Raw genomic sequence first — 25631 nt, forward strand, 5'->3', positions numbered from 1 at the left:
CAGTGCCTCCCCGGGTAACTCGTTAGCGGATCATCCGGGGAAACCGGCAGACTGCACGACCATGACCGACGAACCGAAGCGCCCCGAACCGCCGCTCACCGGCGACGAGCGCACCCAGCTGAACGGCTTCCTCGACTTCCTCCGCGCCACCGTCGTGTGGAAATGCTCCGGCCTCACCGATGAGCAGGCCCGGAGGCCGCTCGTGCCCAGCGAACTGACCACCGTCGCCGGTCTGCTCGGGCATCTGACCCTCGTCGAGCAGTACTGGTTCAACGTGGTGCTCGGCGGGCAGGAGGACGTCTGGAAGGAGGCGCTGGAGGCCGATCCGGACGCCGAGTTCCGGGTCGCCATGCAGACCCCGATCGAGCAGCTGATCGCCGCCTACGAGGCCGAGTGCGAGCGCAGCCGCAAGATCGTCGAAGCGATGGGGCTGGACGACGAGGTCCCCTTCCGTGGCGACCGCAAGGTCAACGTCCGGTTCGTGGTCGCGCACATGATCGAGGAGACCGGCAGGCACGCCGGCCACCTCGACCTGTTGCGCGAGCTGACGGACGGTCTCACCGGGGAGTGACGCGGCGAGGGGGCAGCGGGAAGAACCCGCTGGTCCGCTCGACGTACGTCGCGTATCCCGGCCGCGAACGCCGCAAACCCTTCTCCAGCAAAGGTTTTCCGGTCCCCTTGGCCAGCGTGTACGTCATCGCGATCGGCGACAGCACGGTCGCCGCCCCCACCCAGCTCGAACACGCCAGCAGGTACAGGCCCCACCACACGCACGCGTCCCCGAAGTAGTTGGGATGCCGGGTGTAGCGCCACAGCCCGCTGTCGAGCACCTTCCCCTTGTTGCCCGGGTCGGCCTTGAAGCGGCGCAACTGCTCGTCGCCGATCGTCTCGAACCCGAAGCCGACCAGCCACACCGCGACGCCCAGCCACGCCGTCACCCCGAAGGTGTCGCCGTACATCGCGAACTGGACCGGCAGCGAGACGAACCAGAGCACCACGGCCTGCACGAGGTACACGCGGATGAACAGCTTGAGCGCCGGATTCGGGCCGGCGCTCTCGGCCATCCGCACATAGCGCGGATCTTCGGGCAACTTGTGGTTGCGCAGGTGGAGGTGGACGCCGAGGCGTACGCCCCAGACCGCGGTCAGCAGCGCGGCGACCACGCGCAGCGCGACCGACCCGTCCCCGAGCGGGGCCGCCGCCAGCGCGACGAGCGCGAAGCCCGGGCCCCACAGCGTGTCGACGGTGTCGTACCGCTTCCGCCACCGCGCGACGCCGAAGGTGACGACGAAGGCCAGCAGCGTCACGCCCGCCGTGACCGCGAGGGTCCCGCCGAGAGACATCAGGACCACTCCCGGGTGGCGGGCAGCGCGCTCAAGCCCTCTTCCGACGAACGGACCGCGAGGATCTGGTCCACGCCCATCCGGTTCTCCTCGAACGCGAGCGCCCCGCCGACCAGGTACAGCCGCCAGACCCGCGCGCCGGATTCACCGATCAGCGCGACGACGTCGTCCCAGTTGCTTTCGAGCGTCTTCTCCCAGGCCCGGACCGTGCGCACGTAGTGCTCTCGCAACGCGTGGACGTCGCGGATCTCGAACCCGGCGGTCTCCAGATGCCCGAGCGTGCGGCTCAGCGGCCGCATCGTCATGTCGGGGGCGATGTAGCGCTCGATGAACGCGCCGCCGCCGGGCGCCACCGCGCCGCGCGACATCTGCTGCAGGACCAGCCGTCCGGTGGGCTTGAGCATCCGGTACAGCGTCCGCGTGTACTCCGGGTAGTTCTCCTCGCCGACGTGCTCACCCATCTCGATGGAGGCGACGGCGTCGAAGGGCTCGTCACGCAGTTCGCGGTAGTCCTGCCGCCGGACCTCGACGCGATCCTCCAGATCGTGCTGGACGAGGCGGCCGCGGACGTGCTGCAGCTGCTCCGCCGACAGCGTGATCCCGACGGCGGTCACGCCGTGATGTTTCGCCGCGTGCACCAGGAGCGAGCCCCAGCCGCAGCCGACGTCGAGCAGCCGCATCCCCGGGCGCAGGCCGAGCTTGCGGCAGATCAGTTCGAGCTTGTCCCACTGCGCCTGTTCGAGGTCGTACCCCTCGTCCTCGGACGTCCAGTACGCCGACGAGTAGGCCATCGATTCGTCCATCAACAGCTGGTAGAAGGCGTTGCTGAGGTCGTAGTGGTGCGCGATCGCCGACTTGTCGCGGAGCAGGGTGTGCAGCTTCCCGGACAGCCGGGCCTCCTCGGCGGGCGGCTTGGGCGGCGGCCCGGCGACACCGAGGCTCACGGCGAGACGCAAGGCCTCGGCCCAGTCGCGCGGGCCGAGCTTCGCGCCGCGTACGGCGCCCGAACGGGTCAGCGCCCAGATCCGGCGGAATCCGTCGGCGAGATCGCCCTCGACGTCGAGATCTCCCGAGACGTATGCCCTGGCCAGGCCCAATTCGCCGGGGGCGTAGAGGAGACGGCGCAGGGCCCGGCGGTTGCGGAGTACCACGGTCGGGGCATCCGGCGGACCGGCGCGTACGCCATCCCAGGTACGCAAACCGACCGGAAGGGCACCACCGAGGAGCCGCTCGACGAACGGGGCTAGGCGGGACACAGGACTGTTCGGCATAGTCGTCATTCGCTCCCGGACCGGAAAGGGATGGGTCGGATGCCGAGCCGGTTCACGAGATCCAATCCTCGCCCGATCCGGCTCCGAATGCTTCACGTGCACACCAAGGGTCAACGCATCGGAGTCATCGGCAGCGGCGTGGCCGGCCTCACGGCCGCCTATCTGCTGCAACGCCGCTACGAGGTACTGCTGTTCGAAGCCGAGGACAGGCTGGGCGGGCACGCGCACACCCACGACGTCCCGAGCGCGCACGGCGGCACCGTCGGCGTCGATTCCGGGTTCATCGTGCACAACGAGCGTACCTATCCGAACCTGCTCCGCCTGTTCGCCGAACTGGGCGTCGCCACCCGCGACACCGAGATGTCGATGAGCATCCGCTGCGACGGCTGCGGGCTCCAGTACGCCGGCGCGAAGGGCCTGAAAGGCCTGTTCGCGCAGCCGCGCAACGTCGCACGGGGCCGCTACCTGCGGATGCTCGCCGACGTCAAACGCTTCCACCGGCACGCGAGGCGCGTCCTCGAAGCGCCCGAGGCCGGAGACGTCACCCTCGGCGCCTTCCTCGCGATCGGCGGGTACACGAAGTACTTCGTCGACCACTTCATGCTCCCGGTCGTTTCGACCGTCTGGTCCGCCGACCGGACCGACACGCTCAAGTACCCGGCGCGCTACCTGTTCGAGTTCCTCCGCAACCACGGGATGCTGTCGGTCGGCGGGTCCCCGAAGTGGCGCACCGTCGTCGGCGGCTCCCGCGAGTACGTCGAGCGGGCCGCCAAACAGCTGACCGCGGTGCATCTGTCGACTCCGGTCCGCTCGGTCAAGCGCACCGCGCGAGGGATCGAGGTCCGCGACGACGCCGACACGCGGCACCGGCTCGACAAGGTCGTCCTGGCCACGCACGCGGACCAGGCGCTGAAGCTGCTCGCGTCGCCGACCGCGGCGGAGCGCGACGTCCTCGGCTCCTTCCGGTACTCCAGCAACGAGGCGTGGCTGCACACCGACACCGGCGTGCTCCCGACGGCGGAATCGGCACGGGCGGGCTGGAACTACGCGACGCCGTTCTGCGGTGCCCATCAGGGCGCGGTCCAGGTGTCCTACGACATGAACCGACTGATGCGGCTCGACGAGCCGACCGGCTACGTCGTCACGCTCAACCCGGGCACCGGCCCGGCCGACGGCTCGGTCCTGGCCAAGATGACCTACGAACATCCCGTCTACACGCCGGAATCCGTGGCCGCCCAGCGCCGTCTGCCCGAACTGAACGACGGCACGGTCGCCTTCGCCGGCGCGTACCACGGCTGGGGATTCCACGAGGACGGCTGCGCGTCCGGTGTCCGCGCGGCCGAGAACTTCGGGGTGCGATGGTGACCGTCATGGCCGTGCTCTACGACTCCACGGTGGCGCATGTCCGGCGCGTCGAGCCGCCGATCTCGTTCGCCCACCGGATCTACCTGTGGTTCGTCGACCTCGATGTGCCGCCGAAGCTGCCGTGGTGGCTTCGCCCCTTCGCCCGCTTCGACTCGCGAGACCACTTCGCGCCCGAGGACACCTCCAGCATCCGGTCCAAATTGGACCGCTGGCTCGCGGCGCGCGGCGTCGACCTCCGCGGCGGCCGGGTGCTGATGCTGGCCGGCGCGCGGATGCTCGGCCACAACTTCAACCCGATCACCCTGTACTGGTGCCACCGGCCCGACGGCGAACTCGAATGCGTCGTCGCCGAGGTGCACAACACCTACGGGGGCAGGCACGCGTACCTCCTTCGCCCCGACGAGGACGGGAACGCCTTCGCGGACAAGGAGTTCTACGTCTCGCCGTTCCAGTCGATGGACGGCGAGTACCGGATGGCGGTACCCCGGCCGGAGTCGCTGCTTTCAGTCAAGATCGCCCTCCACCAGGACGGCCGGACACCGTTGATCGCGTCGTTGCGCGGCGTGCGTCGCCCGGCCACCGCCAAGTGGCTGGCGCACATGCTGATCACCCGTCCGCTCATGCCGCACCGGGTCTCCGCGCTGATCCGGCGGCATGGGGTCAAACTGTGGTTGAAGAAGGCGCCGATCACCCCACGGACGCCGCAGACGGCCGGAGGCAGGCTTGATGGATGAATCGGCACGCCCGCGCCGGATGGCGCCCGTCCCCGGTGACGGCGAACCGGCAGGCCCGACGGCGGAGGAACTGCTCGTCCGGGTCGCGAAGGGGGACGAACGGGCCTTCGACGCCTTGTACGACCAGCTCGCCGGGCCGGTCCTCGGCCTCGTGCGGCGGATCCTCCGTGACGCCGCGCAGTCCGAAGAGGTCACGCAGGAGGTCATGGTGGAGCTGTGGCGCACGGCCACGCGCTACTCCCCGGAGCGGGGGAGCGCGCTGAACTGGGCCATGACGCTCGCGCACCGCCGCGCCGTCGACCGCGTCCGCTCGGCACGCGCCAGTTCGGACCGCGAGGTCAAGGCGACCTTCGAGGCCGCCCGCGCGCGGCCCTTCGACGAGGTGGCGGAGGCCGTCGCGGCCCGCTGGGAGCGTTCGCAGGTGCGCCGCTGCCTGACCACCCTCACCGAGCTGCAACGGGAATCCGTCCTGCTCGCCTACTACCAGGGCTATACCTATCGCGAGGTCTCAGAGGTGCTGCAGACCCCGCACGGAACCATCAAGACCCGGCTCCGGGACGGCCTGATCAGGCTCCGGGACTGTTTGGGGGTGACGGCATGACCATGCCCGAAATGCACACGCTCACCGGCGCGTACGCCGTCGACGCGCTGTCCGAAGTGGAGCGAGCGCAGTTCCAGCGCCACCTCGCCGAGTGCGCCTCGTGCGCGCAGGAGGTCCTCGAACTGCAGATGACGGCGACCCGGCTCGGTGCCGCGCTGGCCGAAGACCCGCCGCCCGAACTCAAACGCCGCGTGCTCGCCGAGGCGATGGCGACCAGGCAGCAGCCGCCGAAGACGCGCTTCGGCGCGGGCGAGCGCGTCAAGGACCGGCGTCGCGCCCCGCGCTGGGCGATCGCCGCGGTGGCCGCGGCCGTCGTCGGGCTCGCGGGTACCGCCGTGTTCGGCGGGATCGCCTACGACAACCACTCGCAGCTGACGGCCGCGCGGGAGCGTGCGGCGCAGTACGCGGAGCGCTACGCCCCGGTCGCCGACGTCCTTTCGGCCGCCGATCTCCGGACCGGGCACGCCGAGACCTCGGCCGGCGGCGGTGGCACCGTGATGATGTCGCGCGCGAAGGACCGGCTGGTGTTCATGGCGGCGCAGCTGCCGGCGAACGAACCGGGCCGGACCTATCAGGCCTGGCTCATGTACCCGGGTGCCGCGCCCAAGCCCGCCGGGCTCATTTCCGGTGGTCAGGACGGTGCGCTGCTGGTCGCCGACGGGCTCGGCGGGGCGGAGAAGTTCGCGCTCAGCGTCGAACAGGCCGGTGGATCACCGACCGGGTCGCCGTCGAAGGACGTCGTCATGGTCATGTCGATGCCCACCTGATCTTCGCTTTTACCAGGCCGCCGTTCGCCGCCGCGACCGGGTCTCGCTCTTGCGCCCGCGAACATGTTGTGGCAAAACACCTTTGCGACACACGGCGTGGCTACTGGATTCGAGCCAGCCTGGTGCATACCGTCCTGCTTCAACGTCGGCAGTTGACATAACTCTCAATCTGAACTTCAGCTCGAGGGTTCGGTACAGGCTCAGCGACCGGCGGGCAGCACGGGCACACACGATCAGGAAGGCGGCCCCGATGACGCCCCCGCACAACTACCTTGCGGTGATCAAGGTCGTCGGTATCGGCGGCGGCGGCGTGAACGCCGTGAACCGCATGATCGAGGTCGGCCTCAAGGGCGTCGAGTTCATCGCGGTGAACACCGACGCGCAGGCACTGCTCATGTCCGACGCCGACGTCAAGCTCGACATCGGCCGGGAACTGACCCGCGGCCTCGGTGCCGGCGCCGCCCCCGAGGTGGGGCAGAAGGCCGCCGAGGACCACCGCGAAGAGATCGAAGAGGTCATCAAGGGCGCCGACATGGTGTTCGTGACCGCGGGCGAGGGCGGTGGCACCGGCACCGGTGGCGCGCCGGTCGTCGCCCAGATCGCCCGCAAACTCGGCGCGCTGACCATCGGCGTCGTCACCCGCCCGTTCACCTTCGAGGGCAAGCGGCGCAGCAAGCAGGCCGAAGAGGGCATCCAGCAGCTGCGCAACGAATGCGACACGCTCATCGTGATCCCGAACGACCGGCTGCTTCAGCTGGGCGACATCGGTGTCTCGCTGATGGACGCCTTCCGTTCGGCGGACGAGGTGCTGCTTTCGGGTGTCCAGGGCATCACCGACCTGATCACCACGCCGGGTCTGATCAACCTGGACTTCGCCGACGTCAAGAGCGTCATGTCCGGCGCGGGTTCCGCGCTGATGGGCATCGGCTCGGCGCGCGGCGAGGGCCGGGCGATCCAGGCCGCGGAGAAGGCGATCAACTCGCCGCTGCTGGAAGCGTCGATGGACGGGGCGCACGGCGCGCTGCTGTCGATCGCGGGCGGATCGGACCTCGGCCTGTTCGAGATCAACGAAGCCGCCTCGCTGGTGCAGGAATCCGCGCACCCCGACGCCAACATCATCTTCGGGACGATCATCGACGACTCGCTCGGCGACGAGGTCCGGGTCACCGTGATCGCGGCCGGTTTCGACGCCGGCACCCCGACGCACAAGAAGCTCGACCCGCCCGCGTTCGGCTCCCGCACGAACTCGACCGCGTCCGCGCAGGCCGGCCAGGTCAACGCCGGCGGGGCGACCCCGGTGCAGAGCCCACCCTCGGGCGCCACGCCGGTGCCGTCGACCGGTTCGAACGGCTACCCGGTCGCGCCGCCGCGCACGCACACGCCGATGCCGTCCGCCCGCAACGAGGGCAACGGTTCGCTGAGCGGCGGGCTCCCGCAGCCCGGCGGCGGTTCGCGCGGCTACTCGCCGATCGGGTCGAACACGAACCACGGCAGCCTGCCCGGCCGCGCGACCCCGGTGCACGACGACCCGTCGGACGACGAGGTCGACGTGCCGCCGTTCATGCGCCGGTAGTTCGCCAGTACGTTCCGTGAAGGCCTCCTTGACTACAGTCGAGGGGGCCTTCACTCAGGTCTAGGAGGAAAAGCGTGCGGGTACGGCGGGTCGTCACGACACGGGCGGGCGGGGCTTCCCGCGCGCCTTACGACACCTTCAACCTCGGTGATCACGTCGGCGACGACGCGGGCGACGTCTACGCCAACCGCAAGCGCCTCGCCACCGAACTCGGCCTCGCCGAGGACAGGCTGGCCTGGATGGAGCAGGTCCACGGCCGGACCGCGACCATCGTGGACGGCTCGGAGACCTCCGCCGCCGAAGCGACCGACGCGCTCGTGACGGCCGAGCCCGGCCTCGCGCTCGTGGTGCTCGTCGCCGACTGCGTACCTCTTCTGCTGGCCGACGCCGAAGCCGGTGTCGTCGCCGCCGTCCACGCGGGCCGCGTCGGCGCCAGGGTCGGCGTCGTCCCCGCCGCGGTCGAGGCGATGCGTTCGCTCGGCGCCGAACCGGCCAGGACCGAAGCACTGCTCGGTCCCGCGATCTGCGGCGACTGCTACGAAGTCCCCGCCGACATGGCCGCCGACGTCGAAAAGCACGTGCCGGGCAGCGCCTGCAAAACCCGCAAGGGCACGCCGGGGCTCGACCTGCGGGCCGGTCTCTGGCGGCAACTGGCCGACCTCGGCGTCGGCAAGATCGGCGTGGATCCGCGCTGTACCAACGAAGACAAGACGCTCTTCAGCTTCCGCCGCGACGGCACCACGGGCCGGATCGCCGGGATCACGTGGCTGGACGCGTCATGAGTGACACCCGCAAGGGGGAACTCGCCGCTTCCCTCGCCGAAGTGGAAGAGCGGATCGCGGCCGCGTGCAAATCCGCCGGCCGGGCCCGCGACGAGGTCAAACTGCTCGCGGTCACCAAGACCTTCCCGGCGCTCGACGCCGCGCTGCTCGCCGACCTCGGCGCGCTCGACCTCGCCGAGAACCGCGATCAGGAAGCGGGCGCGAAGGCCGAAGAGGTCGCCGGTCTGCGGCCGGACGCCCGGATCCGCTGGCATATGGTCGGCAGCCTGCAGCGGAACAAGGCCAAATCGGTCGTGCGGTGGGCCGACGAGATCCAGTCCGTCGACTCCGAACGACTGGCCGAGGCACTCGCGAAGGCGACCAAGTCGGCCCTCGATTCCGGGCAACGCGAGCACCCGCTAGACGTCCTCATTCAAGTAAGTCTCGATGACGATCCGAAGCGCGGGGGCATTCGGTTGAGCGACGTGAGCCATTTGGCAGAGCGGATAGCCCATGTGGGTGATATTCGCCTCCGGGGGCTTATGGCGGTCGCGCCGCTGGGTACTGATCCCGCGGAGGCGTTCGGGAAACTCGCCCGAGCGTCGGAGCGTCTACGGGAAGAACACCCAAATGCCCGTGAGATCTCCGCCGGAATGAGCAATGATCTCGAGCAGGCGATCGCGCACGGGTCGACCTGTGTGCGTGTCGGAACCGCGTTGCTCGGTGGACGCGGTTTAGCCTCGCCTTAGGGAATACCGTCCCGTCGTTACGGGGAGTGGCGGCGAGGGCGGGGGAGTACGTGCGGGACGCGGCTAAGGCTAGGGAGAGGCATGAGCGCGCTGCAGAAGCTGAAGGCCTACTTCGGGATGGTGCCCGCGGACGAAGACGGCTATGACGTCGAGGATGAGTACCGGCGAGGCTACGTCGACGACGAGTACGACTACGACGACGAGCCGCCGGCCCGGTCACGGGGTGGACGTTACCGGGACGAAGTTGACACTTACGACGAGCCCGCGCCCCGGCCTCGGTCACGCTCCGTGGCCAGTCCGGAGCCGGCCGTCCACGGAGCGCTGGCGATGGACCGTCAGCCGGAGCCGGTCGCGCGGCTGCGGCCGGTCACCGAGCCGGTGCGTCCGGCGGTGCGTGACCCGTTGAGCCGGATCACGACGCTGCACCCGACGAGCTACGCGGAAGCGCGGGCGATCGGGGAGCACTACCGGGAGGGCATCCCGGTGATCATGAACCTCACGGAGATGGAGAACGCGGACGCGAAGCGTCTCGTCGACTTCGCCGCGGGGCTCGCTTTCGCGTTGCGCGGATCGATGGACAAGGTCACCAACAAGGTGTTCCTTCTCTCACCGCCCGATGTGGATGTCACCGCGGAGGACCGTCGGCGGATTGCCGAAGGCGGATTATTCCTGCGCGGCTGATCACCCGGTGACCGCTGAGCGCAGCCGGATGTGATTTTGTCGACTCATCGGCATCCGCGGCCCGTCGACCGCGTCTTTTGACGTGAGGCATGGCAGAGTGGTTACGTGAATGCTGTGTTGCTGGTCGTCTGGTACGTGCTGTTCGCCTTCTGGCTCCTGCTGACGGCACGGATCGTCGTCGAGCTCGTGCGTGCTTTCGCTCGCGAGTGGCGTCCTGCCGGAGGGGTTGCGGTAACGCTCGAGACCATCTACACAGTGACCGACCCACCGGTTCGTCTGTTCAGACGAATCATCCCGACCGTACGAATCGGCGGCGTCGGACTGGACTTATCGATTATGGTGCTGCTGTTGGTTGTGTTCTTCGCGATGCAGCTGGCAACGCCAGGGTGATTTTCGGGGAAGCCCCGGTGGACCTGCAGGCCATGGAGTGCGTGAGGTGATCTGATGTCGTTGACCCCCGCTGACGTGCATAACGTCGCGTTCAGCAAGCCGCCCATTGGCAAAAGGGGCTACAACGAGGACGAGGTGGACGCGTTCCTCGACCTGGTGGAGACCGAGCTTGCCCGGTTGATCGAGGACAACAACGAGCTGCGGCAGCAGGTCGAGCAGCTCGACAACGAGCTCGAGACCACGCGTGGTGAGCTCGAAAACGCCAAGGCCGGCGCCGTCGGCCCGCCGCCGCAGGTACGCGACGAGCCGTCGCGCCGCCTGGCGCCGGTGCCGCCGCCGCAGTCGGCGATGGAGCAGACCCAGGCCCACTCGATGGTGCCGGACAACGGGGAGCCCAACGTCCAGGCCGCGAAGGTGCTCGGGCTGGCGCAGGAAATGGCCGACCGGCTCACCGCCGAGGCCAAGACCGAGTCGGACGGCATGCTCGCCGAAGCCCGGACCAAGTCCGAGCAGCTGCTGTCGGACGCGCGGTCCAAGTCGGACTCGATGGTGAACGAGGCGCGCACGCGTGCCGAGACGATGCTGAACGACGCGCGGACCCGTGCCGAGACCTTGGAGCGCCAGGCGCGCGACAAGGCGACGACCATGGAGCGCGAGGCTCAGCGCAAGTACACCGAGACCATGAACAACATGAACGCGGAGAAGGGCTCGCTGGGCAAGAAGATCGAAGAGCTGCGCACGATCGAGCGGGAGTACCGCACGAGGCTGCGTGGGTTCCTCGAGTCCCAGCTGCGTGAGCTCGACGACCGCGGTTCGGCCGCTCCCGCCTCGGCGTCCTCGTCGAACTCGGGGCAGTCTTCGTCCTCCGGTAGCGGACAGGGTTACTCGTTCGGTCCTCGGGCCGAAGCGGGCTGATCTGGTTCTACCCGGTTTTGTTTCTACACAGTGGAACGGCCTCGGCACTCTCCGGAGGGTCGGGGCCGTTTCCCTGTGGGCTCGTGTTGTAATTCACCGTGCTCTTCATCGTCCTGGTACTGGTACTGGCGGCTCTGGGGCTGCTCGTCGCGGCGCTCATCACCGCGAACTCCCTGTGGGCTTGGATTTCCATCGGCCTCTCCGTCGTCGCGGGGTTGCTGCTCCTCTTCGACTGGCTGCGCCGCCGGAAGAAGCGCGCGGCCGAGGCCCCCGCTGAAGAAGCGGCGGAAGACCCGGCCGAAGAGGACGAGCCCGCCGAGGGTGAGGAAAAGAAACCCGAGGATGTCGAGCAGACCGTCCTGATGCCCGCCGCGGGTGAACTCGGCGACGCGGAGGACACCCCTGAGCCGCAGCAAAGCGGCGACCCCGGCGAGGAAAAGAGCGACCCCGCGGATGTGGCGATCGTCTCCGAACTCGAGATCGAGGTCGTCGTCGTCGACGAGTACCCGCGCTATCACGTGACTTCGTGCGAGTGGCTCGAAACGCGGGACACCATCCCGCTCGGCATCGGCGAGGCGCGGCAGCTCGGGTTCACCCCGTGCGCGCTGTGCACCCCCGACGCCGAGATCGCCGGGAAGCACCGCGAGAAGGCCTAGAGCTTCTGCGCCGCTTCGCCGACCGCCACGACGTCGGCGGCGATCGTGTCGAGCACCAGGCGCTGTTCTTCGTCCGCGTCCCGGGGCACAGGGATCTCCGCGGCTTCTTCGGTGCCGAGCGTGCGCGCGGCCTCGTCCACGGCGTCCGCCGCTCCGGCCGATCCGGGCCGCAGCAGAAGCGACGACGCCGTGACGGACAGGCCGCGCAAGGCTTCGGCGGCCTTCTCCAGCGCGTCCCGTTGCCCGGGCGCGGGTTCCTTCGTGCCCGGCTCCGCCGCGAGCAGACCGTGATGGGCGATGGTGGCGGCGCGGAACTCGCGGCCGAGCGTCCGCGGATCGACGTCCTCGCCGCGTAGTTTCCGCGCCACCGAGCCGAGCAGCTCCCGGGTGGTGCCGACGGCGTTCTCGAACCGTTCCGCCGGACCGGGTTTCGGAACCCCGGGGATCGCGGCGAAACCGAACAGCAGCGCGATGGCGCCGGCGAGGATCATCAGGAGCAGGTACTCGACGAGCACGTAACGCGGGTCGAGATGTCGGGTGGTCGCGTTCATGCCGACCGACATCAAGACCATGCAGCCGTTGAACACCGCCGGCCGCGTCTGCATGAACGAGAACCCGCCGAGGAGCGCGACGAGCCCGATCGGCAGCAGGAATCCTTGCGGCAGAAGCCAAAGAACGAGACTCAGGACGACGGCGCCACCGAGTGAACCGCCGATCCGCTGCCAGGCCTTGCCGAGGCTGTCCCGCCATTCCGGTTGCAGGATGGCGAAGGTGCCGAGCAGGAACGACACGGTGAGCGGGTCGCCGGGCCGGAAACTCGCGACCACCAAGGCCAAACCGACCCCGAGCCCGCAGCGGAGCGCGTGCCGGAACTGCGCCGACTGCCAGGAAAACGCGCCGCCCAGCTCGATCCTGCGCAGTTCCTTGCGGAGTCCCTTCGGAACGTCCACACGCGACTCGTCACGTTCGGTCGCCGCGATCCGGATGGTTTCGAGTGCCTCCCAGAGCGCGGTGACCAGCCTCGCCGTGGCGCCGGGCAGCCCGGCGGGTTCGTTGCGCCGCACCGGTTCCACGTCGCTCGGCGCTGTGGGGTTTCGGACGGCTTCGGCCAGCCTTGTGGCTTCTTCCGTGGCGGCGTCGAGTGTTTCGCCGATCTCCTTGCTGTCCAGCCGTTTCCGGCGGATCTCCAGCAACCCGGTCGCCGCGCGGTACCGGAACAGGCCGCCGAGGACCCCGCCGGTCCAGCGACGGGGCCGGTCCGCGAGCCAAAGCCTCGCCGCCCGCACCTGGGTCTCGGAAGTACCCGTCGAGAGCGCGTCGGCCAGCGCGTCACGGGTCGGCTTGGCGGGATCCTTCGCGCCCATCAGCACCCGCAACAGGATCACGACCCCCACCGCGACCGCGGGCGCGCCCAGGATCTGCCCCGCCGACGCCGTGCCTGTCAACTGGAAGCCGTACCCGAACAGCGACGCCATCCCGAGCCCCAGCCCGACCGTCACGAACCGCGGCCCGAGCACGGGCAGCAGACCGGCGACGACCACGATCGCCACCAGCAATCCGATCGCCGCCCACTGCGACACCGCACCCAGCAACCGCGGCACCCCGACCGCGAGGATCAGCGCGGGCGCGAACCACGTCAGCAACCGCAGATCCGCCCAGAGCGGCCCGCCGACCGCCGCGATGAGACAGAAGAGCGCGGTGAGGGCGGCCAGGACGGCCGCGTTGCCCAGTCCCAAGAGGAACCCGAGCCCGCTGACGCCACCGAGGACGACCAGCAGGACGACGAGGAGTCCGGGCCCTTTCATCGGGCCACGCAGATCGGCATACCGTCAACCTAGAGGCGGTGGCGGGGACGGCAACTCGGGGCCTGTGTGATGGGCAGGCGTCGGTCGCGCGCGTGAATCCAATTCGTGCCCAGTGCTTAAGGCACCTTCGTGTCCTTAAGGTGCTTCGCTGCTTTAAGACTCACTTCGCTGTCGCCATTTTTCGGCAATTCTTCATGTCGCCCTGTTTGGGCTAGTGCAGACGTTCGATTCAGGCTAGCTTCAGTGCCGTGGCCAGCAACGATGCACCTCCAGAGACGCCCATCGAGTGGTGGCGCGTCGATACCGCGACGCTGCATGCGCGTAAACAGGAACTCGAAGTTCTTAAGCGCCAACTGGATGCCGAGCAGAACGCGATCCTCGCTGAGATCAATTCCCGTGGGATTCGGGGCTGCTCGGGCCATTCGACGCTGGCGGGGCTGATCCTCGAGGATTTCCTGGTCTCGGACAAGGAAGCTGCCGCCCGTGCCGACCGCGTCTTGGCCCTGCATCCTAGTCCTTCGATCGGTGGCGATCCCGAGCCGCCGTTGGCTCCGTTGACGGCCGAGGGCGCGATCGGTGGTGGCCAGATCGACGCGATCATCAAGACTCTCGCCCGCATCCCGTCGAGCGTTCCTGAGGACGATGTGCGAGCCGGGGAGAAGATCCTGGTCGAGTTGGCCCGGTGTGCGGGGCCACGGCAGATCGCCCGCGCCGGACGCCGCCTGCTGGACGAACTCGACCCCGACGGCAAAGAACCCCGCAACGAGGACCCGAAGGAGACCCGGCCGGAGCTGCGGTTCGTCAAGCACCGCGACGGCACCCTCGGCCTCAAGGCGAGACTGGACCTGGAAACCTACGCGCGATTGAAGTCCGACCTGGAGCCGCTGGCCAAACCGCACAAGGCCATCGACGGAGTCCGGGACTCCCGGACTCAGGACGAACGTTACGGGGATGCCTTCACCGACTATGTCCGGTTGAAGACCACCAGCCGGAATCTTCCCGGCCAGGCCGGGGAAGCGACGCACATCCTCATCACCATGTCCTACGACGACCTGATCCGCGACATCGGCGAAGCCCACCTCGACCTCGTCGGACCGATCAGCGCGACCGACGCGCGGATTCTCGCCTGCGACGCCCGTGTCCGGCCTGGCGTCCTCGGGACCGCAGGCGAGCCCCTCGACATCGGCCGGTCCAAACGAACTGTGTCGTTGGCGCAGAAATACGCACTCGCCCTCCGCGACGGAGGATGCGCGTTCCCTGGCTGCGACATGCCCGTACCGCGCTGCACCGCACATCACATTGTCTTCTGGCGGCACCACGGCGAAACGAAAATCGACAACCTCGTCCTGCTCTGTACCAAGCACCATCGGCTGATTCATCGCAGTGAATGGAAAGTCCAGATCGCCCAGGACGGACTACCCGAATTCACCCCACCCGCCTACCTCGACCCGACCGGAGCACCAAGGAGGAACACCATGCACCTCAGGACATAGGCCGAACCCTGTATAACGACCTACACGGCCGCGCTTCAGTGCCGCGCTTCTTGCGTGTTCACTCTTCGGAGTGGCCATGCTTTTACTCTACTTAGGGGCTAAGTAGAGTAAAAGCATGGCGCGTTCTGGTAAGCCTCGGATGACGTTGCCGACGCTGTTGGTTCTGCGAGCGTTGATGACCGACCCATCGAGGGAGTTGTACGGCCTGCAGATCTGCGCCGAGGCGGGATTGCCCAGTGGCACGGTGCACCCGATCTTGGCGCGATTGGAAGGCCTGGGCTGGTTGTCCAGTCGATGGGAAGCGGTCGACGCTCGCGAAGAAGGCAGGCCGCGGCGGCGCTATTACCGTGTCGACCCGGCCGCTATGGGGCTCGTGCAGGCGGCGTTGTTGCGTGGCCAGGCGTCCGTGGAGGGAATCGGCCGTCTGCGCCCGAACCTGGCCGGGGGTACGTCATGAGCACGGCCGACTCCTTCCATGCCTTTGCCCGGGTGCTGGTGGAAGATCGCTTGGTCGTTTCGGAGCTGGAAACCATTCTTCGCCGGGCACATGCGGTCAACATAGATTTTCGCGGTACCGCCCGTCGGCAGCTCCGGAACCGGATCCGCCTTCTGTTAAGGGACATCGAGCGCGAGCATCGCCTGCTCGAAGGAATCGACTCGCATACGGCGTACGACCGTGAGCGCGCCGAGGATCTGCAGACCGCTCTCGGGTGGCGGCTGAGCTATGCCCGTTACGGTGTCTTCGCTTTCAGCAGGGCGCTTGACCAGGCTCGCGCCTCTGATCTCGATCAGCAATTCGAGCTCGACATCCGGCTGGCTGTCGGGCAGGCCCTGGACGATTGCCTGCCACTGGTGAACGAACTCGCGGGGATGTTCGCGCAAGCGCCGACGGAACACGCCCTTCGGTCTGGACAGGTCCGTCGTTCATCGTGGGTGTCACTGAGGCTCGTGAACCTGGCTGTCTGTGCCCTGCCTTGGGAGGAGCGTCAGCGCTACCTCTGCGAGTACGCCAGTGAACTCCACGATCTGGCGCAAGGCGGAGGCCATTCCAAGCTTGGTCAAGTCAGGTACGCGCTGCGCTTGCTGGTGCGCACGCCCGCGCTGACCTTCGCCTTACGCGCCTCGGTGTCGGAGGCGTCGCAACGGGGAATCGCCGTTGAGTCTGGACTGTCCGACCTGATCGTGGTGCAACCGGATGACTGACCGGCACACGACAAGCGGACCTCGTCGGCTGGAGAACGCATGAAGCACAGGAGAGTGGCCGTTCATCGATCTGTGCTCGTCGTGGACGTCGAGGAGTTCGGGCAGGAGTGGCGGACGACGCGGCATCAACTGGCCGTCCGGGAGGGTTTGTATCGCGCGTTGCGACGGGCGTTCGAAGACGTGGGGCTCCCTTGGGCGGATTGCCGGGTCGAGGACCGCGGAGACGGGGCGTTCATCTTGGTTCCGGCACAGGTGCCCAAGGGGCCTTTGGTGGAGTCGCTGCCGTACGCGCTCGCGGACGCGCTGCGCCAGCACAACAAAGCGCACCCGGCCGAGGCGCAGATCCGGTTGCGCATGTCGCTGAACGCCGGCGAAGTGGCTTTCGACGACAAAGGGGTGACCGCGCCCGCGATCAACCGGGCGTTCCGGTTGATCGAAGCGGAGTCCGCCAAAGACGCGCTGCGGGAGTCGCCCGGCGTGCTGGTGGTGATCACCTCTGAATGGTTCTTCGATGAGGTGGTCCGCCACAGCTGTGTCCTGGAGCCCGCCGCGTTCCGGCAGGTGCCGGTCGCGGTCAAGGAGACGTCGACGACCGGCTGGCTCTACTGCCCCGATGACCCGTATCCCGTGCCACGCGGCAGTGGCAGGATGTCCGCCGATCCGCTGGACACCACCACCCGTGACAACCCGGTTGCCCCCGCGCGCTACCCTTGAATCAACTGGCACCGATCCGGCCATCACCGGGGAGCCTCCGGAAGAACAGGGCCCATGTCCTCAGCGGCCGAGCCCTCAGTAGAACCGGACGGGTACGGCCCGTCACAGCCGTCGAATGAGCGGCCCAGCCGGAACACCAACCGGCCGGGCAAGCGGGGTGGTACCGCGGAACGCGCCGGAAACGGCCGTCTCGTCCCCGTGTGGGTGAAAGCCCGTACGAGAGACGAACCGCGAGGAGCACCGAAGATGTATCCCAAGGCACAGCTGGACGGCGAGGCCGGCGTCCCGTCCCAGCCTTCGTTCCCCGAGTCGGAAAAGCGCGTCCTCGCGTACTGGGAAGCCGATCGGACCTTCCAGGCGTCGATCGACGCCCGCGACCCCGGCGTCAACGGTTCGAACGAGTACGTCTTCTACGACGGCCCGCCGTTCGCGAACGGTCTCCCGCACTACGGTCACCTGCTCACCGGGTACGTGAAGGACCTGGTGCCGCGTTACCAGACCATGAAGGGCAAGCGCGTCGAGCGCCGCTTCGGCTGGGACACCCACGGCCTGCCCGCCGAACTCGAGGCCATGCGCCAGCTCGGGATCACCGAGAAGTCCGAGATCGACGCGATGGGCATCGACGTCTTCAACGAGGCGTGCCGCGAGTCCGTGCTGCGCTACACCGGCGAATGGCAGGACTACGTCACCCGCCAGGCCCGCTGGGTCGACTTCGACAACGACTACAAGACGCTCGACCTGTCCTACATGGAGTCGGTCATCTGGGCGTTCAAGCAGCTGTGGGACAAGGGCCTGGTCTACGAGGGCTACCGCGTCCTGCCCTACTGCTGGCGCGACGAGACCCCGCTGTCCAACCACGAGCTGCGGATGGACGACGACGTCTACGCCAGCCGCCAGGACCCGGCCGTCACGGTCGGTTTCCGCTTGGAGGGCAACGACAACGAGCTCGACGGCACCTACCTGCTGATCTGGACCACGACGCCGTGGACGCTGCCGTCCAACCTCGCGACCGCGGTCCACCCCGACGTGCGTTACGTCGTGGTGGAAAGCGACGGCAAGCGGTTCCTGCTCGCCGAAGCGCGCGTCGCCGCGTACGCCCGCGAGCTCGGCGAAGAGCCGGCCGTCGTCGGGCACTACACCGGCACCGAGCTGCTCGGAACCCGTTACGCCCCACCGTTCCCGTACTTCGCCGGGCACGAGAACGCGCACCGCGTGCTGTCCGCGGACTACGTCACCACCGAGGACGGCACCGGTGTCGTCCACATCGCGCCCGCCTACGGTGAAGAGGACAAGGTCGTCACCGACGCGGCGGGCATCGTCCCGGTCACGCCGGTGGACGCGCAGGGCAAGTTCGACGCGACCGTCTCGGACTACGCGGGCCAGCAGGTGTTCGACGCGAACCCGAACATCATCAAGGACCTCAAGAACGGCACCGGTTCGGCCGGCCGTCAGGGCGCGGTGCTGCTGCGCCACGAGACCTACGAGCACCCGTACCCGCACTGCTGGCGCTGCCGGAACCCGCTGATCTACCGCGCCGTCTCGTCGTGGTTCGTCGCGGTGACCGAGTTCAAGGACCGGATGGTCGAGCTGAACCAGCAGATCACCTGGTACCCGGAGAACGTCAAGGACGGCCAGTTCGGCAAGTGGCTGGAGAACGCCCGCGACTGGTCGGTCTCCCGCAACCGGTACTTCGGCACGCCGATCCCGGTCTGGCAGTCGGACGACCCGGCGTACCCGCGCACGGACGTCTACGGCTCGCTCGACGAGATCGAGCGCGATTTCGGCGTGCGGCTGGAGAACCTGCACCGGCCGTTCATCGACGAGCTGACCCGGCCCAACCCGGACGACCCGACCGGGAAGTCCACCATGCGCCGGATCGAGGACGTGCTGGACGTCTGGTTCGACTCGGGTTCGATGCCGTACGCGCAGGTGCACTACCCGTTCGAGAACACCGAGTGGTTCGAGCACCACTACCCGGGCGACTTCATCGTCGAGTACATCGGGCAGACGCGCGGCTGGTTCTACGTCCTGCACGTGCTGGCGACCGCGCTGTTCGACCGGCCGGCGTTCCGCACCTGCATCTCGCACGGCATCGTGCTCGGCTCGGACGGCCAGAAGATGTCCAAGTCGCTGCGCAACTACCCGGACGTCAACGAGGTCTTCGACCGCGACGGCTCCGACGCGATGCGCTGGTACCTGATGGCGAGCCCGATCCTGCGCGGCGGGAACCTGGTCGTCACCGACAAGGGCATCCGCGACGCCGTCCGCCAGGCCGTGCTGCCGCTGTGGAACTCGTACTACTTCCTCGCGCTCTACGCGAACGCCGAGGGCGTGGAAGGCCAGTGGCGCACGGATTCGAAGCACATCCTCGACCGGTACGTGCTGGCGAAGACGCACGAACTGGTGACCGACGTCGAGCACGCGCTCGACACCTACGACGTCGCCGGTGCCTGCTCGACCGTCCGCGACTTCCTCGAGGTGCTGACGAACTGGTACGTGCGCCGGTCGCGCGACCGGTTCTGGGCGGGCGAGCAGGACGCGATCGACACCCTGCACACCGTGTTGGAGGTGACCTCGCGGGTGGTGGCGCCGCTGCTGCCGCTGACCACAGAGGTCGTCTGGCGTGGGCTGACGGGCGGCCGTTCGGTGCACCTGACCGACTGGCCGAACGCGCTCGACCTGCCCGCCGACGCGGCGCTGGTGACGGCGATGGACCGGGTGCGCCAGGTGGCGTCTTCGGCGCTGTCGCTGCGGAAGTCGAACAAGCTGCGCGTGCGGCTGCCGCTGGCCAAGCTGGTCGTCGCCGCGCACGAGGCCGACTCGCTGCGCGACTTCACCGACATCCTGCGCGACGAGGTCAACGTCAAATCCGTCGAGCTGACCACGGACGTCGCCGCGCACGGCGGTTTCGAGGTCGCGGTGAACGCCCGTGCTGCCGGACCTCGGCTGGGCAAGGACGTCCAGACGGTGATCAAGGCCGTCAAGGCCGGTGAGTGGACGACGTCCGAGAGCGGCGCCGTCGTGGCGGCCGGGATCGAGCTCGTCGAAGGCGAGTACGACCGGCGTCTGGTCGCCAAGGGCGGCGGAGCGGCCGCGGAACTGCCGGGCGGGGCCGGGCTGGTCCTGCTCGACACCGAGGTGACTGACGAGCTGGCGGCCGAGGGCCTGGCCCGCGACCTGGTGCGGGTCGTGCAGCAGGCCCGCCGTGACGCCGGGCTCGACGTCGCCGACCGCATCGCGCTGACGGTGGACGCGCCGGAGGACGTGGTCACGGCCGCGAAGACGCACGAGGAGTTCATCGCTTCGGAGACGCTGGCGACTTCGGTGGCGTACGGCGCCGTCGCCGACGGCTCGGCCGGGACTGTCGGTGAGGGCACGAAGGTGACCGTGGCGGTCACCAAGGCCTGACCCTCGCGAGCGCTATGAAAGGTCCTTTCCTTGCAAAATTTGCGAGGAAAGGACCTTTCATTGCATTCCGGGGCGGGTCTCGATCACCGGGATCACGAAACGGATTCGGAACCGTCGCTTTCTCGCCGTCGCCCCGCCTTGCGCGGGGGAAATCGGCAGGCTGGCGCCCGGGGGCGCGCGAGGGTGCGTCGTATGGGGGGAGAGCGAATCCATGAGTCCTGCCCGGAAAAGAGGGATCCTGATCGGCGCCGCGCTGGCGGTGGTCGCCATCGTGGTGGCCGGGGTGGTGCTGCTGGTCAGGGAGGACCGGGCGCCCGCGGCTTCCGGGCCGGGCGACGCCACCGAGAGCGAGCAGGAGAGCCCGGCGCAGGTCGCCGGCCGGTTCCTGCGGCTGTTCGACATGGGTGACCTGAACACCGCCCCGGTCGACGATCCGGCGGCGGCCACGACGGCCCTGTCCGGAACGCGCGCGGCGCTCAACGGGGCGTCGGTCAGGACGTCGCTCGGCGAGGTCCCGACGACGCCGGGCAACGCGACCATGACGTCGGCCACCTTCCACGTCGCGTGGACGTTCCCGGGCAACAGCGTCTGGAAGTACGAGGGCAAGCTCGAACTGGTGCGCAACGCCGGGAAATGGGTGGTCCGCTGGGCGATGTCGGTGATCCACCCGAAGCTCGAAGCCGGGCAGAAGCTGTCCGTCGCCCCCGTTTCGGCCAAGCCGGTCGTGGCCGACCGGGACGGCAAGGCGCTTGTCGGCGGTGACGCGACGGGTGTCGCGCCGATCCTGCAGGGAGCGCTGTCCAAGGTCGCCGCGGGGGAGAGCAGCGGCACCGGAGCGACCGTCACCGTGTCCCGCGTCGACGTCTCCGGCAAACCGGTCGAGACGCTCTTCGGGCAGGCCGCCGAGACCGACAAACCGCTGGTTTCGACCTTGAGCGTGGCGTCCCAGAACGCCGCTCAGAAGGCCGTCGACGGCTTCGGGGGACCGGCGATCATCGTCGCGATGAAGACCTCGGGCGAACTCCTGGCGGTCGCGCAGAACGGCGCCGCCGGAAACCAGCCGAAGGCGCTCAACGGCCTGTACTCGCCGGGTTCGGCCTTCAAGATCGCCACGGCGACCGCGGCGCTGCAGCAGGGCGGGGTCTCCGCCGACTCCCCGGTGGCGTGCCCGGGCAGCGAGCAGATCGGGACCCGCACGCTCAAGAACGACAACGGGTTCGATCTGGGGACCGTCTCGCTGAAGACGGCGTTCGCCGCGTCGTGCAACACGACCTTCGGACGGCTCGCCGGGCAGTTGCCCGCGGACGGCCTCGCGAAGGCCGCGAGCCAGCTCGGCCTCAACGCCGACTTCGAAATCCCGGGACTGTCGACGGAGGCCGGGAAGGTGGAGCCGTCGGGCAGCGGTGACGAGCAGGTCGAGGCCGGGATCGGCCAGGGCAGGGTGCAGGTCAGCCCGCTGGGCGCGGCGCTGATGGCCGCGACGGTCGCGACGGGGAAACCGGTCGTGCCGAAGCTGTGGCAGGGGCTGGAGACCAAGGTCAACGCCGGGTACCAGGCCCCGCCGTCCGGGGTGCTGAACCAGGTCCGCGCGATGATGCGCGAGGTCTGCACGACCGGGACCGCGAAAGCGCTGAAAGGCAGCGGGGCCGTCTTCGGCAAGACCGGCACGGCGCAGTACGGCTCGGGCGCGGACGCCAACGGCTGGTTCGTCGGCTACCGCGGCGACGTCGCGTTCGCCGTCATGCTCGAAGGTTCCAACGACTCCAGGCCCGCGGTCCAGCTGGCGGCGAAGTTCCTGGCGGGCTGACGCTTCGGCCGCCGCCGAACCGTGTGTCTTCTACGGTGAAGGCATGGAAACGATCGCACTGGCCGAGGTCGCGGCCGTGCTCGCCGATCCGAGCCGCGCGTCGATGTGCCTCGCGCTGCTCGACGGGCGCGCCTGGACGGTGACCGAGCTGGCGGGTGCGGCCGAGGTGGCCGCGTCGACGGCGAGCGAGCACGTGACGAAGCTGACCGACGCCGGGTTCGTCGTGCGGGTCAAGCAGGGGAGGCACAGTTACGTCCGGATAGCCGACCCCCGGGTGGCGGAGCTGATCGAGCATTTGGCCCAGCACGCCGAACATCGGCCGGTGAAGGGACTGCGGTCTTCCGTGCGGGTGAAACGCCTCGAGTTCGCCAGGACCTGCTACGACCACCTCGCCGGGACGGTCGGTGTCGCGCTGCGCGACGGGATGCTCGCCACCGGGCTGATCGACGACGCCGGCGGATTGACGCTGACCAGGCGCGGGCGCGAGGTGCTCGACACGCTCGGGGTGGAGATCGACGGTGGTCGCCGTCCGATGCTGCGCGACTGTCTGGATTGGACAGTGCGCCGTGATCATTTGGCGGGCCGGGTCGCCGCGGCGTTACTGTCTCACGGGGTGAGCGCCGGCTGGTTGTCCCGTGAGGGCAACCGCGCGGTGAAAGTCCTTCCCGCGGCGGAAGAACCGTTCGCGGAACTCGGTGTCGACCTGGTGGCCCTGCGCAGTCCGTAGTGGACAGTCTGTAACACAGGTTATCCGGACGCTTTTCCACCGGTACACGAACGTGTGACGATCACCGCCTCACTATTCTGGAGCCCTCACGGCGACCGGAACGGGAGGCGACATGGAGCAGCTCCCGCTCATCCTCGGCACCGGCGGTGCGGTGCTCCTCGTCGCCGTGATCGCCGTCCGGGTGTCGATCCGCGTCGGCCTCCCGTCGCTGCTGCTGTACCTGGGGATGGGTGTCCTGCTCGGCGAAGCCGGGTTCGGCATCCAGTACGACAACCCCGAGCTCACCCAGTCGCTCGGCCTCGCCGCGCTGGTGATGATCCTGTCCGAAGGTGGCCTCACCACCCGGTGGACGGCCGTGAAACCCTCGCTGGGCATCGGAATCGCACTGTCCACAGTGGCCGTCGCGGTGAGCATCGCGGTCACCGGCGCGGCTTTGCACTGGCTGCTGGGCCTGGACTGGCGGATGGCGTTGCTGTGGGGCGCGGTCCTCGCCTCGACCGACGCCGCGGCGGTCTTCTCCGTGCTGAGATCGGCGGGCATCGGGAAACGGCTCGTGGGCGCGCTGGAGATCGAGTCCGGGATCAACGACGCCCCGGCCTACATCGCGGTCGTCGTCCTCGCCGAGGGCGCGACCGTCGACTGGTCGCTGCCGCTGCTGGTGGTCTACGAACTCGCCGCCGGGTTGGTGATCGGCCTGGCCTTCGGCTGGGGCGGGGCGTTCGCGCTGCGCCGGGCGGCGCTGCCCGCCACCGGTCTGTACCCGCTGGCCACCGTCGCGGTGTGCGTCGTGGCGTACTCCAGCGGGCAGCTCGCTCACGCGTCGGGCTTGCTCGCCACCTACGTCGCGGCCCTGGTGCTGGGGAATTCGAAGCTGCCGCACCGGTCGGACACGCTTTCCTTCGCCGAAGGGCTCGGCTGGCTCGCGCAGATCGGCCTGTTCGTGCTTCTCGGTCTGTTCGCCTCGCCGGGCAGGATCTTCGAGAGCCTGGTCCAGGGCCTGGTCGCGGGCGCGGTCGTGTTGCTGCTGGCGCGGCCGTTGTCGGTGCTCCTGTCGGCGCTGCCGTTCAAGATCCCCTGGCGGGAACAGGTGTTCCTGTCCTGGGCCGGGTTGCGCGGCGCGGTCCCGATCGTGCTCGCGCTGATCCCGCTGTCGTCCGGGGTGCCCGGCGCACAGGAGCTGGTCGACGCGGTGTTCGTGCTGGTCATCGTGCTGACGCTGCTCCAAGGGGCGACGTTGACCCCGCTCGCGCGAGCGCTCGGGCTGGCCCAGCACGCCGAAGCGCACGAGATCGACGTCGACTCCGCGCCGCTCGACGAAATGGGCGCGGAACTCCTGCAGGTCCGGATCAACACCGGCTCGAAGATGCACGGCGTCTACCTGGCCGAACTGCGGCTGCCGGTGGGGGCGACGATCAGCCTCCTCGTCCGCGACGGCACGGGCTTCACGCCGAACAAGAACACGCGGCTTCAGGAACGCGACCAGTTACTCGTCGTGACCACCGCTGAAGCCCGTGACACGGCCGAACGACGCCTGCGAGCCGTCGACCGCGCCGGCCGTCTGGCCAGGTGGAAGGGCGAATCCGGCCAGTAGGTCACGAACCGGCACCAGCTGTTCGTCGGTTGATCTCAGAAAATTCTTCCCTTTCGTACTCCTTTTGGATTACTTTCCCGGCAATCGACTCCATCGAATGGGTGAGTGTCACGGGGTAAGGAGTACGCAAGGTGACGAAACTTCCTGTGCGGTTCGCCGGTCTGGGGGCCGCGGTGGCACTCGTCGGAGTGGCTCTCTCCGCTCCGACGGCCACGGCGGCCGGTGCCTTTCCCGCGTTCGGGCTGCCCTTCGAGACGGGCCAATCGGTCTACTCGGCGGGGATCCACTCGGACAACGGGAACTCCGGCGTGAAGAACGCCATCGACTTCAGCCCCGGCGACAGCACCGTTCGCGCCCCGCTGGCGGGCACTGTCCGGATCCAGCACTGCTCCGGCGGCGACTGGGTGACCGTCGACCACGACGGCGGCTGGCGCACCGGGTACTACCACATGGAGAACATTTCGGTCACCGACGGCCAGCAGGTCGTCCCCGGCGACGCCCTCGGCCGGACCGGCAACGCGCTGCCCTGCGGTGGCAGCAGCACCGGCGCCCACGTGCACTTCACCTTGTGGACCCTGCCCACGGCCGCCGCGCAGGGCGGCGACTCGCGCGACTTCGGGGTCGGCGCCGGCAACTGGAACGGCAAGTCCTACGACGAGGTCTCGACCACGGTCGCCGAGGCCTACGGCGAGGCGGTCGACGGCAAGACCTTCGGCGGCTGGCGGTTCACCGCGGGGACCGATCAGTACTCGGGTACCGCGACCGAGCTCTCCTCCCGCGCGACCATCGGACTGCCCGGCCGATTCCGGGTCTGACCTGCCGTTGCCCGGCGCGGCGCGGCGCCGGGCAGCGGTGTTTCCCGCTCGCGGGACACGTGAGCGGCGTCTCAAGATGCGGACGAGGGCTGGCTCGATCGCCCGCCCATCCGCTAACTTCGTCCGTAGGTCACGAGTGTCAGCGTCAAGCCCCGGCTAGCTGACCGGCAACCCTCCTACCGCGGTGGGGTGCCCCGGGTGAGGACCTGGCTCGTCGCGTGGTGCGACGGGCAAGCGCGGGATCCTCGTCGGGTCCCCTGGC

Annotated in this window: 24 protein-coding genes and 1 riboswitch; of the genes, 21 read left to right on the forward strand and 3 right to left on the reverse strand. The window is 68.7% G+C overall.

Annotation, left to right across the window (positions count from 1 at the left end):
- Positions 1-61: 61 nt before the first annotated feature.
- A complete protein-coding gene (locus AB8M46_RS39470; RefSeq protein WP_037344897.1) occupies positions 62-571 on the forward strand; it encodes a DinB family protein in 510 nt (169 codons plus the stop codon).
- Here the strand turns inward: AB8M46_RS39470 and AB8M46_RS39475 are convergent.
- Both AB8M46_RS39475 and AB8M46_RS39480 read right to left on the reverse strand, forming a co-directional pair.
- Complete coding sequence (locus tag AB8M46_RS39475; RefSeq protein WP_394363459.1) at positions 558-1343, reverse strand: DUF1295 domain-containing protein; 786 nt, start codon at positions 1341-1343, stop codon at positions 558-560. The genes AB8M46_RS39470 and AB8M46_RS39475 overlap by 14 nt on opposite strands.
- Positions 1343-2614: a class I SAM-dependent methyltransferase gene (locus AB8M46_RS39480; RefSeq protein WP_394363460.1), complete on the reverse strand. Its 1272-nt coding sequence runs from the start codon at positions 2612-2614 to the stop codon at positions 1343-1345. Before AB8M46_RS39480 ends, AB8M46_RS39475 begins: the two co-directional genes overlap by 1 nt.
- 87 nt (positions 2615-2701) lie before the next feature.
- On the opposite strand from AB8M46_RS39480, the gene AB8M46_RS39485 reads away from it, so the two are divergent.
- The 11 genes from AB8M46_RS39485 (at position 2702) to AB8M46_RS39535 (ending at position 11806) form a co-directional block, all read left to right on the forward strand.
- Positions 2702-3979: an NAD(P)/FAD-dependent oxidoreductase gene (locus tag AB8M46_RS39485; RefSeq protein WP_394363461.1), complete on the forward strand. Its 1278-nt coding sequence runs from the start codon at positions 2702-2704 to the stop codon at positions 3977-3979.
- Positions 3973-4713, forward strand: a complete 741-nt coding sequence (locus tag AB8M46_RS39490) for a DUF1365 domain-containing protein (protein ID WP_394363462.1) — start codon at positions 3973-3975, stop codon at positions 4711-4713. The genes AB8M46_RS39485 and AB8M46_RS39490 overlap by 7 nt, the downstream gene beginning before the upstream one ends.
- Entirely contained in the window at positions 4706-5314 is a 609-nt protein-coding gene (sigK, locus tag AB8M46_RS39495; RefSeq protein ID WP_037344903.1) for an ECF RNA polymerase sigma factor SigK, read from the forward strand. Before AB8M46_RS39490 ends, sigK begins: the two co-directional genes overlap by 8 nt.
- Positions 5311-6081 (forward strand): anti-sigma factor domain-containing protein, encoded by a 771-nt coding sequence (locus AB8M46_RS39500; RefSeq protein WP_037344904.1) that lies wholly within the window; start codon positions 5311-5313, stop codon positions 6079-6081. Before sigK ends, AB8M46_RS39500 begins: the two co-directional genes overlap by 4 nt.
- A gap of 250 nt (positions 6082-6331) precedes the next feature.
- A complete protein-coding gene (ftsZ, locus tag AB8M46_RS39505; RefSeq protein WP_016335933.1) occupies positions 6332-7654 on the forward strand; it encodes a cell division protein FtsZ in 1323 nt (440 codons plus the stop codon).
- 74 nt (positions 7655-7728) lie between these two features.
- Complete coding sequence (gene pgeF / locus AB8M46_RS39510) at positions 7729-8436, forward strand: peptidoglycan editing factor PgeF (RefSeq protein ID WP_016335932.1); 708 nt, start codon at positions 7729-7731, stop codon at positions 8434-8436.
- Entirely contained in the window at positions 8433-9164 is a 732-nt protein-coding gene (locus AB8M46_RS39515) for a YggS family pyridoxal phosphate-dependent enzyme (RefSeq protein WP_394363463.1), read from the forward strand. The genes pgeF and AB8M46_RS39515 overlap by 4 nt, the downstream gene beginning before the upstream one ends.
- 81 nt (positions 9165-9245) lie before the next feature.
- A complete protein-coding gene (locus AB8M46_RS39520) occupies positions 9246-9845 on the forward strand; it encodes a cell division protein SepF (RefSeq protein ID WP_394363464.1) in 600 nt (199 codons plus the stop codon).
- Between the two features lie 114 nt (positions 9846-9959).
- Positions 9960-10235 carry a YggT family protein gene (locus AB8M46_RS39525; protein ID WP_005155180.1) on the forward strand — a complete coding sequence of 92 codons (276 nt, stop codon included), beginning with the start codon at positions 9960-9962 and terminating at the stop codon, positions 10233-10235.
- Between the two features lie 54 nt (positions 10236-10289).
- On the forward strand, positions 10290-11150 hold the full coding sequence (locus AB8M46_RS39530) for a DivIVA domain-containing protein (protein WP_037344910.1): 861 nt from the start codon (positions 10290-10292) through the stop codon (positions 11148-11150).
- 98 nt (positions 11151-11248) lie between these two features.
- The gene (locus AB8M46_RS39535) at positions 11249-11806 is read left to right on the forward strand and encodes a hypothetical protein (protein WP_037344912.1); all 558 of its coding nucleotides are present in this window, start codon (positions 11249-11251) and stop codon (positions 11804-11806) included.
- Here the strand turns inward: AB8M46_RS39535 and AB8M46_RS39540 are convergent.
- Positions 11803-13611 carry an FUSC family protein gene (locus AB8M46_RS39540; RefSeq protein ID WP_394363465.1) on the reverse strand — a complete coding sequence of 603 codons (1809 nt, stop codon included), beginning with the start codon at positions 13609-13611 and terminating at the stop codon, positions 11803-11805. The two genes, AB8M46_RS39535 and AB8M46_RS39540, sit on opposite strands and share 4 nt — an antisense overlap.
- 248 nt (positions 13612-13859) lie before the next feature.
- Here AB8M46_RS39540 and AB8M46_RS39545 point away from each other — a divergent pair, with 248 nt between their 5' ends.
- The 9 genes from AB8M46_RS39545 to AB8M46_RS39585 all read left to right on the forward strand — a co-directional run bounded on the left by AB8M46_RS39545 (position 13860) and on the right by AB8M46_RS39585 (position 25369).
- Positions 13860-15104, forward strand: a complete 1245-nt coding sequence (locus AB8M46_RS39545) for a DUF222 domain-containing protein (RefSeq protein WP_394363466.1) — start codon at positions 13860-13862, stop codon at positions 15102-15104.
- 115 nt (positions 15105-15219) lie between these two features.
- The gene (locus AB8M46_RS39550; RefSeq protein WP_235213406.1) at positions 15220-15561 is read left to right on the forward strand and encodes a PadR family transcriptional regulator; all 342 of its coding nucleotides are present in this window, start codon (positions 15220-15222) and stop codon (positions 15559-15561) included.
- Positions 15558-16307 carry a hypothetical protein gene (locus AB8M46_RS39555; protein WP_394363467.1) on the forward strand — a complete coding sequence of 250 codons (750 nt, stop codon included), beginning with the start codon at positions 15558-15560 and terminating at the stop codon, positions 16305-16307. Before AB8M46_RS39550 ends, AB8M46_RS39555 begins: the two co-directional genes overlap by 4 nt.
- A gap of 39 nt (positions 16308-16346) precedes the next feature.
- The gene (locus tag AB8M46_RS39560; RefSeq protein WP_394363468.1) at positions 16347-17021 is read left to right on the forward strand and encodes a hypothetical protein; all 675 of its coding nucleotides are present in this window, start codon (positions 16347-16349) and stop codon (positions 17019-17021) included.
- Between the two features lie 246 nt (positions 17022-17267).
- Complete coding sequence (ileS, locus tag AB8M46_RS39565; RefSeq protein WP_378428062.1) at positions 17268-20429, forward strand: isoleucine--tRNA ligase; 3162 nt, start codon at positions 17268-17270, stop codon at positions 20427-20429.
- 211 nt (positions 20430-20640) lie between these two features.
- Positions 20641-22236 carry a penicillin-binding transpeptidase domain-containing protein gene (locus AB8M46_RS39570; protein WP_394363469.1) on the forward strand — a complete coding sequence of 532 codons (1596 nt, stop codon included), beginning with the start codon at positions 20641-20643 and terminating at the stop codon, positions 22234-22236.
- A gap of 43 nt (positions 22237-22279) precedes the next feature.
- Positions 22280-22963 carry an ArsR/SmtB family transcription factor gene (locus AB8M46_RS39575; RefSeq protein ID WP_394363470.1) on the forward strand — a complete coding sequence of 228 codons (684 nt, stop codon included), beginning with the start codon at positions 22280-22282 and terminating at the stop codon, positions 22961-22963.
- Positions 22964-23075: 112 nt separating this feature from the next.
- On the forward strand, positions 23076-24554 hold the full coding sequence (locus AB8M46_RS39580) for a potassium/proton antiporter (protein ID WP_037344922.1): 1479 nt from the start codon (positions 23076-23078) through the stop codon (positions 24552-24554).
- A 131-nt stretch (positions 24555-24685) separates the two neighbouring features.
- The gene (locus tag AB8M46_RS39585; protein ID WP_394363471.1) at positions 24686-25369 is read left to right on the forward strand and encodes a M23 family metallopeptidase; all 684 of its coding nucleotides are present in this window, start codon (positions 24686-24688) and stop codon (positions 25367-25369) included.
- Positions 25370-25497: 128 nt separating this feature from the next.
- Positions 25498-25612: riboswitch (SAM riboswitch) on the forward strand.
- The last annotated feature ends 19 nt before the right edge of the window (positions 25613-25631 follow it).

Origin of the sequence: Amycolatopsis sp. SB7-3, assembly GCF_041021335.1 — a bacterium.
GTDB classification, from domain to species: Bacteria; Actinomycetota; Actinomycetes; order Mycobacteriales; family Pseudonocardiaceae; genus Amycolatopsis; species Amycolatopsis japonica.

Bases quoted from the DNA above. Each gene is read 5' to 3' on its own strand.
- AB8M46_RS39470 (WP_037344897.1), top strand. From the start codon at position 62: ATGACCGACGAACCGAAGCGCCCCGAACCGCCGCTCACCGGCGACGAG.
- AB8M46_RS39475 (WP_394363459.1), bottom strand. From the start codon at position 1,343: ATGTCTCTCGGCGGGACCCTCGCGGTCACGGCGGGCGTGACGCTGCTG.
- AB8M46_RS39480 (WP_394363460.1), bottom strand. From the start codon at position 2,614: ATGCCGAACAGTCCTGTGTCCCGCCTAGCCCCGTTCGTCGAGCGGCTC.
- AB8M46_RS39485 (WP_394363461.1), top strand. From the start codon at position 2,702: ATGCTTCACGTGCACACCAAGGGTCAACGCATCGGAGTCATCGGCAGC.
- AB8M46_RS39490 (WP_394363462.1), top strand. From the start codon at position 3,973: ATGGTGACCGTCATGGCCGTGCTCTACGACTCCACGGTGGCGCATGTC.
- sigK (WP_037344903.1), top strand. From the start codon at position 4,706: ATGGATGAATCGGCACGCCCGCGCCGGATGGCGCCCGTCCCCGGTGAC.
- AB8M46_RS39500 (WP_037344904.1), top strand. From the start codon at position 5,311: ATGACCATGCCCGAAATGCACACGCTCACCGGCGCGTACGCCGTCGAC.
- ftsZ (WP_016335933.1), top strand. From the start codon at position 6,332: ATGACGCCCCCGCACAACTACCTTGCGGTGATCAAGGTCGTCGGTATC.
- AB8M46_RS39515 (WP_394363463.1), top strand. From the start codon at position 8,433: ATGAGTGACACCCGCAAGGGGGAACTCGCCGCTTCCCTCGCCGAAGTG.
- AB8M46_RS39520 (WP_394363464.1), top strand. From the start codon at position 9,246: ATGAGCGCGCTGCAGAAGCTGAAGGCCTACTTCGGGATGGTGCCCGCG.
- AB8M46_RS39530 (WP_037344910.1), top strand. From the start codon at position 10,290: ATGTCGTTGACCCCCGCTGACGTGCATAACGTCGCGTTCAGCAAGCCG.
- AB8M46_RS39540 (WP_394363465.1), bottom strand. From the start codon at position 13,611: ATGAAAGGGCCCGGACTCCTCGTCGTCCTGCTGGTCGTCCTCGGTGGC.
- AB8M46_RS39550 (WP_235213406.1), top strand. From the start codon at position 15,220: ATGGCGCGTTCTGGTAAGCCTCGGATGACGTTGCCGACGCTGTTGGTT.
- AB8M46_RS39555 (WP_394363467.1), top strand. From the start codon at position 15,558: ATGAGCACGGCCGACTCCTTCCATGCCTTTGCCCGGGTGCTGGTGGAA.
- AB8M46_RS39560 (WP_394363468.1), top strand. From the start codon at position 16,347: ATGAAGCACAGGAGAGTGGCCGTTCATCGATCTGTGCTCGTCGTGGAC.
- ileS (WP_378428062.1), top strand. From the start codon at position 17,268: ATGTATCCCAAGGCACAGCTGGACGGCGAGGCCGGCGTCCCGTCCCAG.
- AB8M46_RS39570 (WP_394363469.1), top strand. From the start codon at position 20,641: ATGAGTCCTGCCCGGAAAAGAGGGATCCTGATCGGCGCCGCGCTGGCG.
- AB8M46_RS39575 (WP_394363470.1), top strand. From the start codon at position 22,280: ATGGAAACGATCGCACTGGCCGAGGTCGCGGCCGTGCTCGCCGATCCG.
- AB8M46_RS39580 (WP_037344922.1), top strand. From the start codon at position 23,076: ATGGAGCAGCTCCCGCTCATCCTCGGCACCGGCGGTGCGGTGCTCCTC.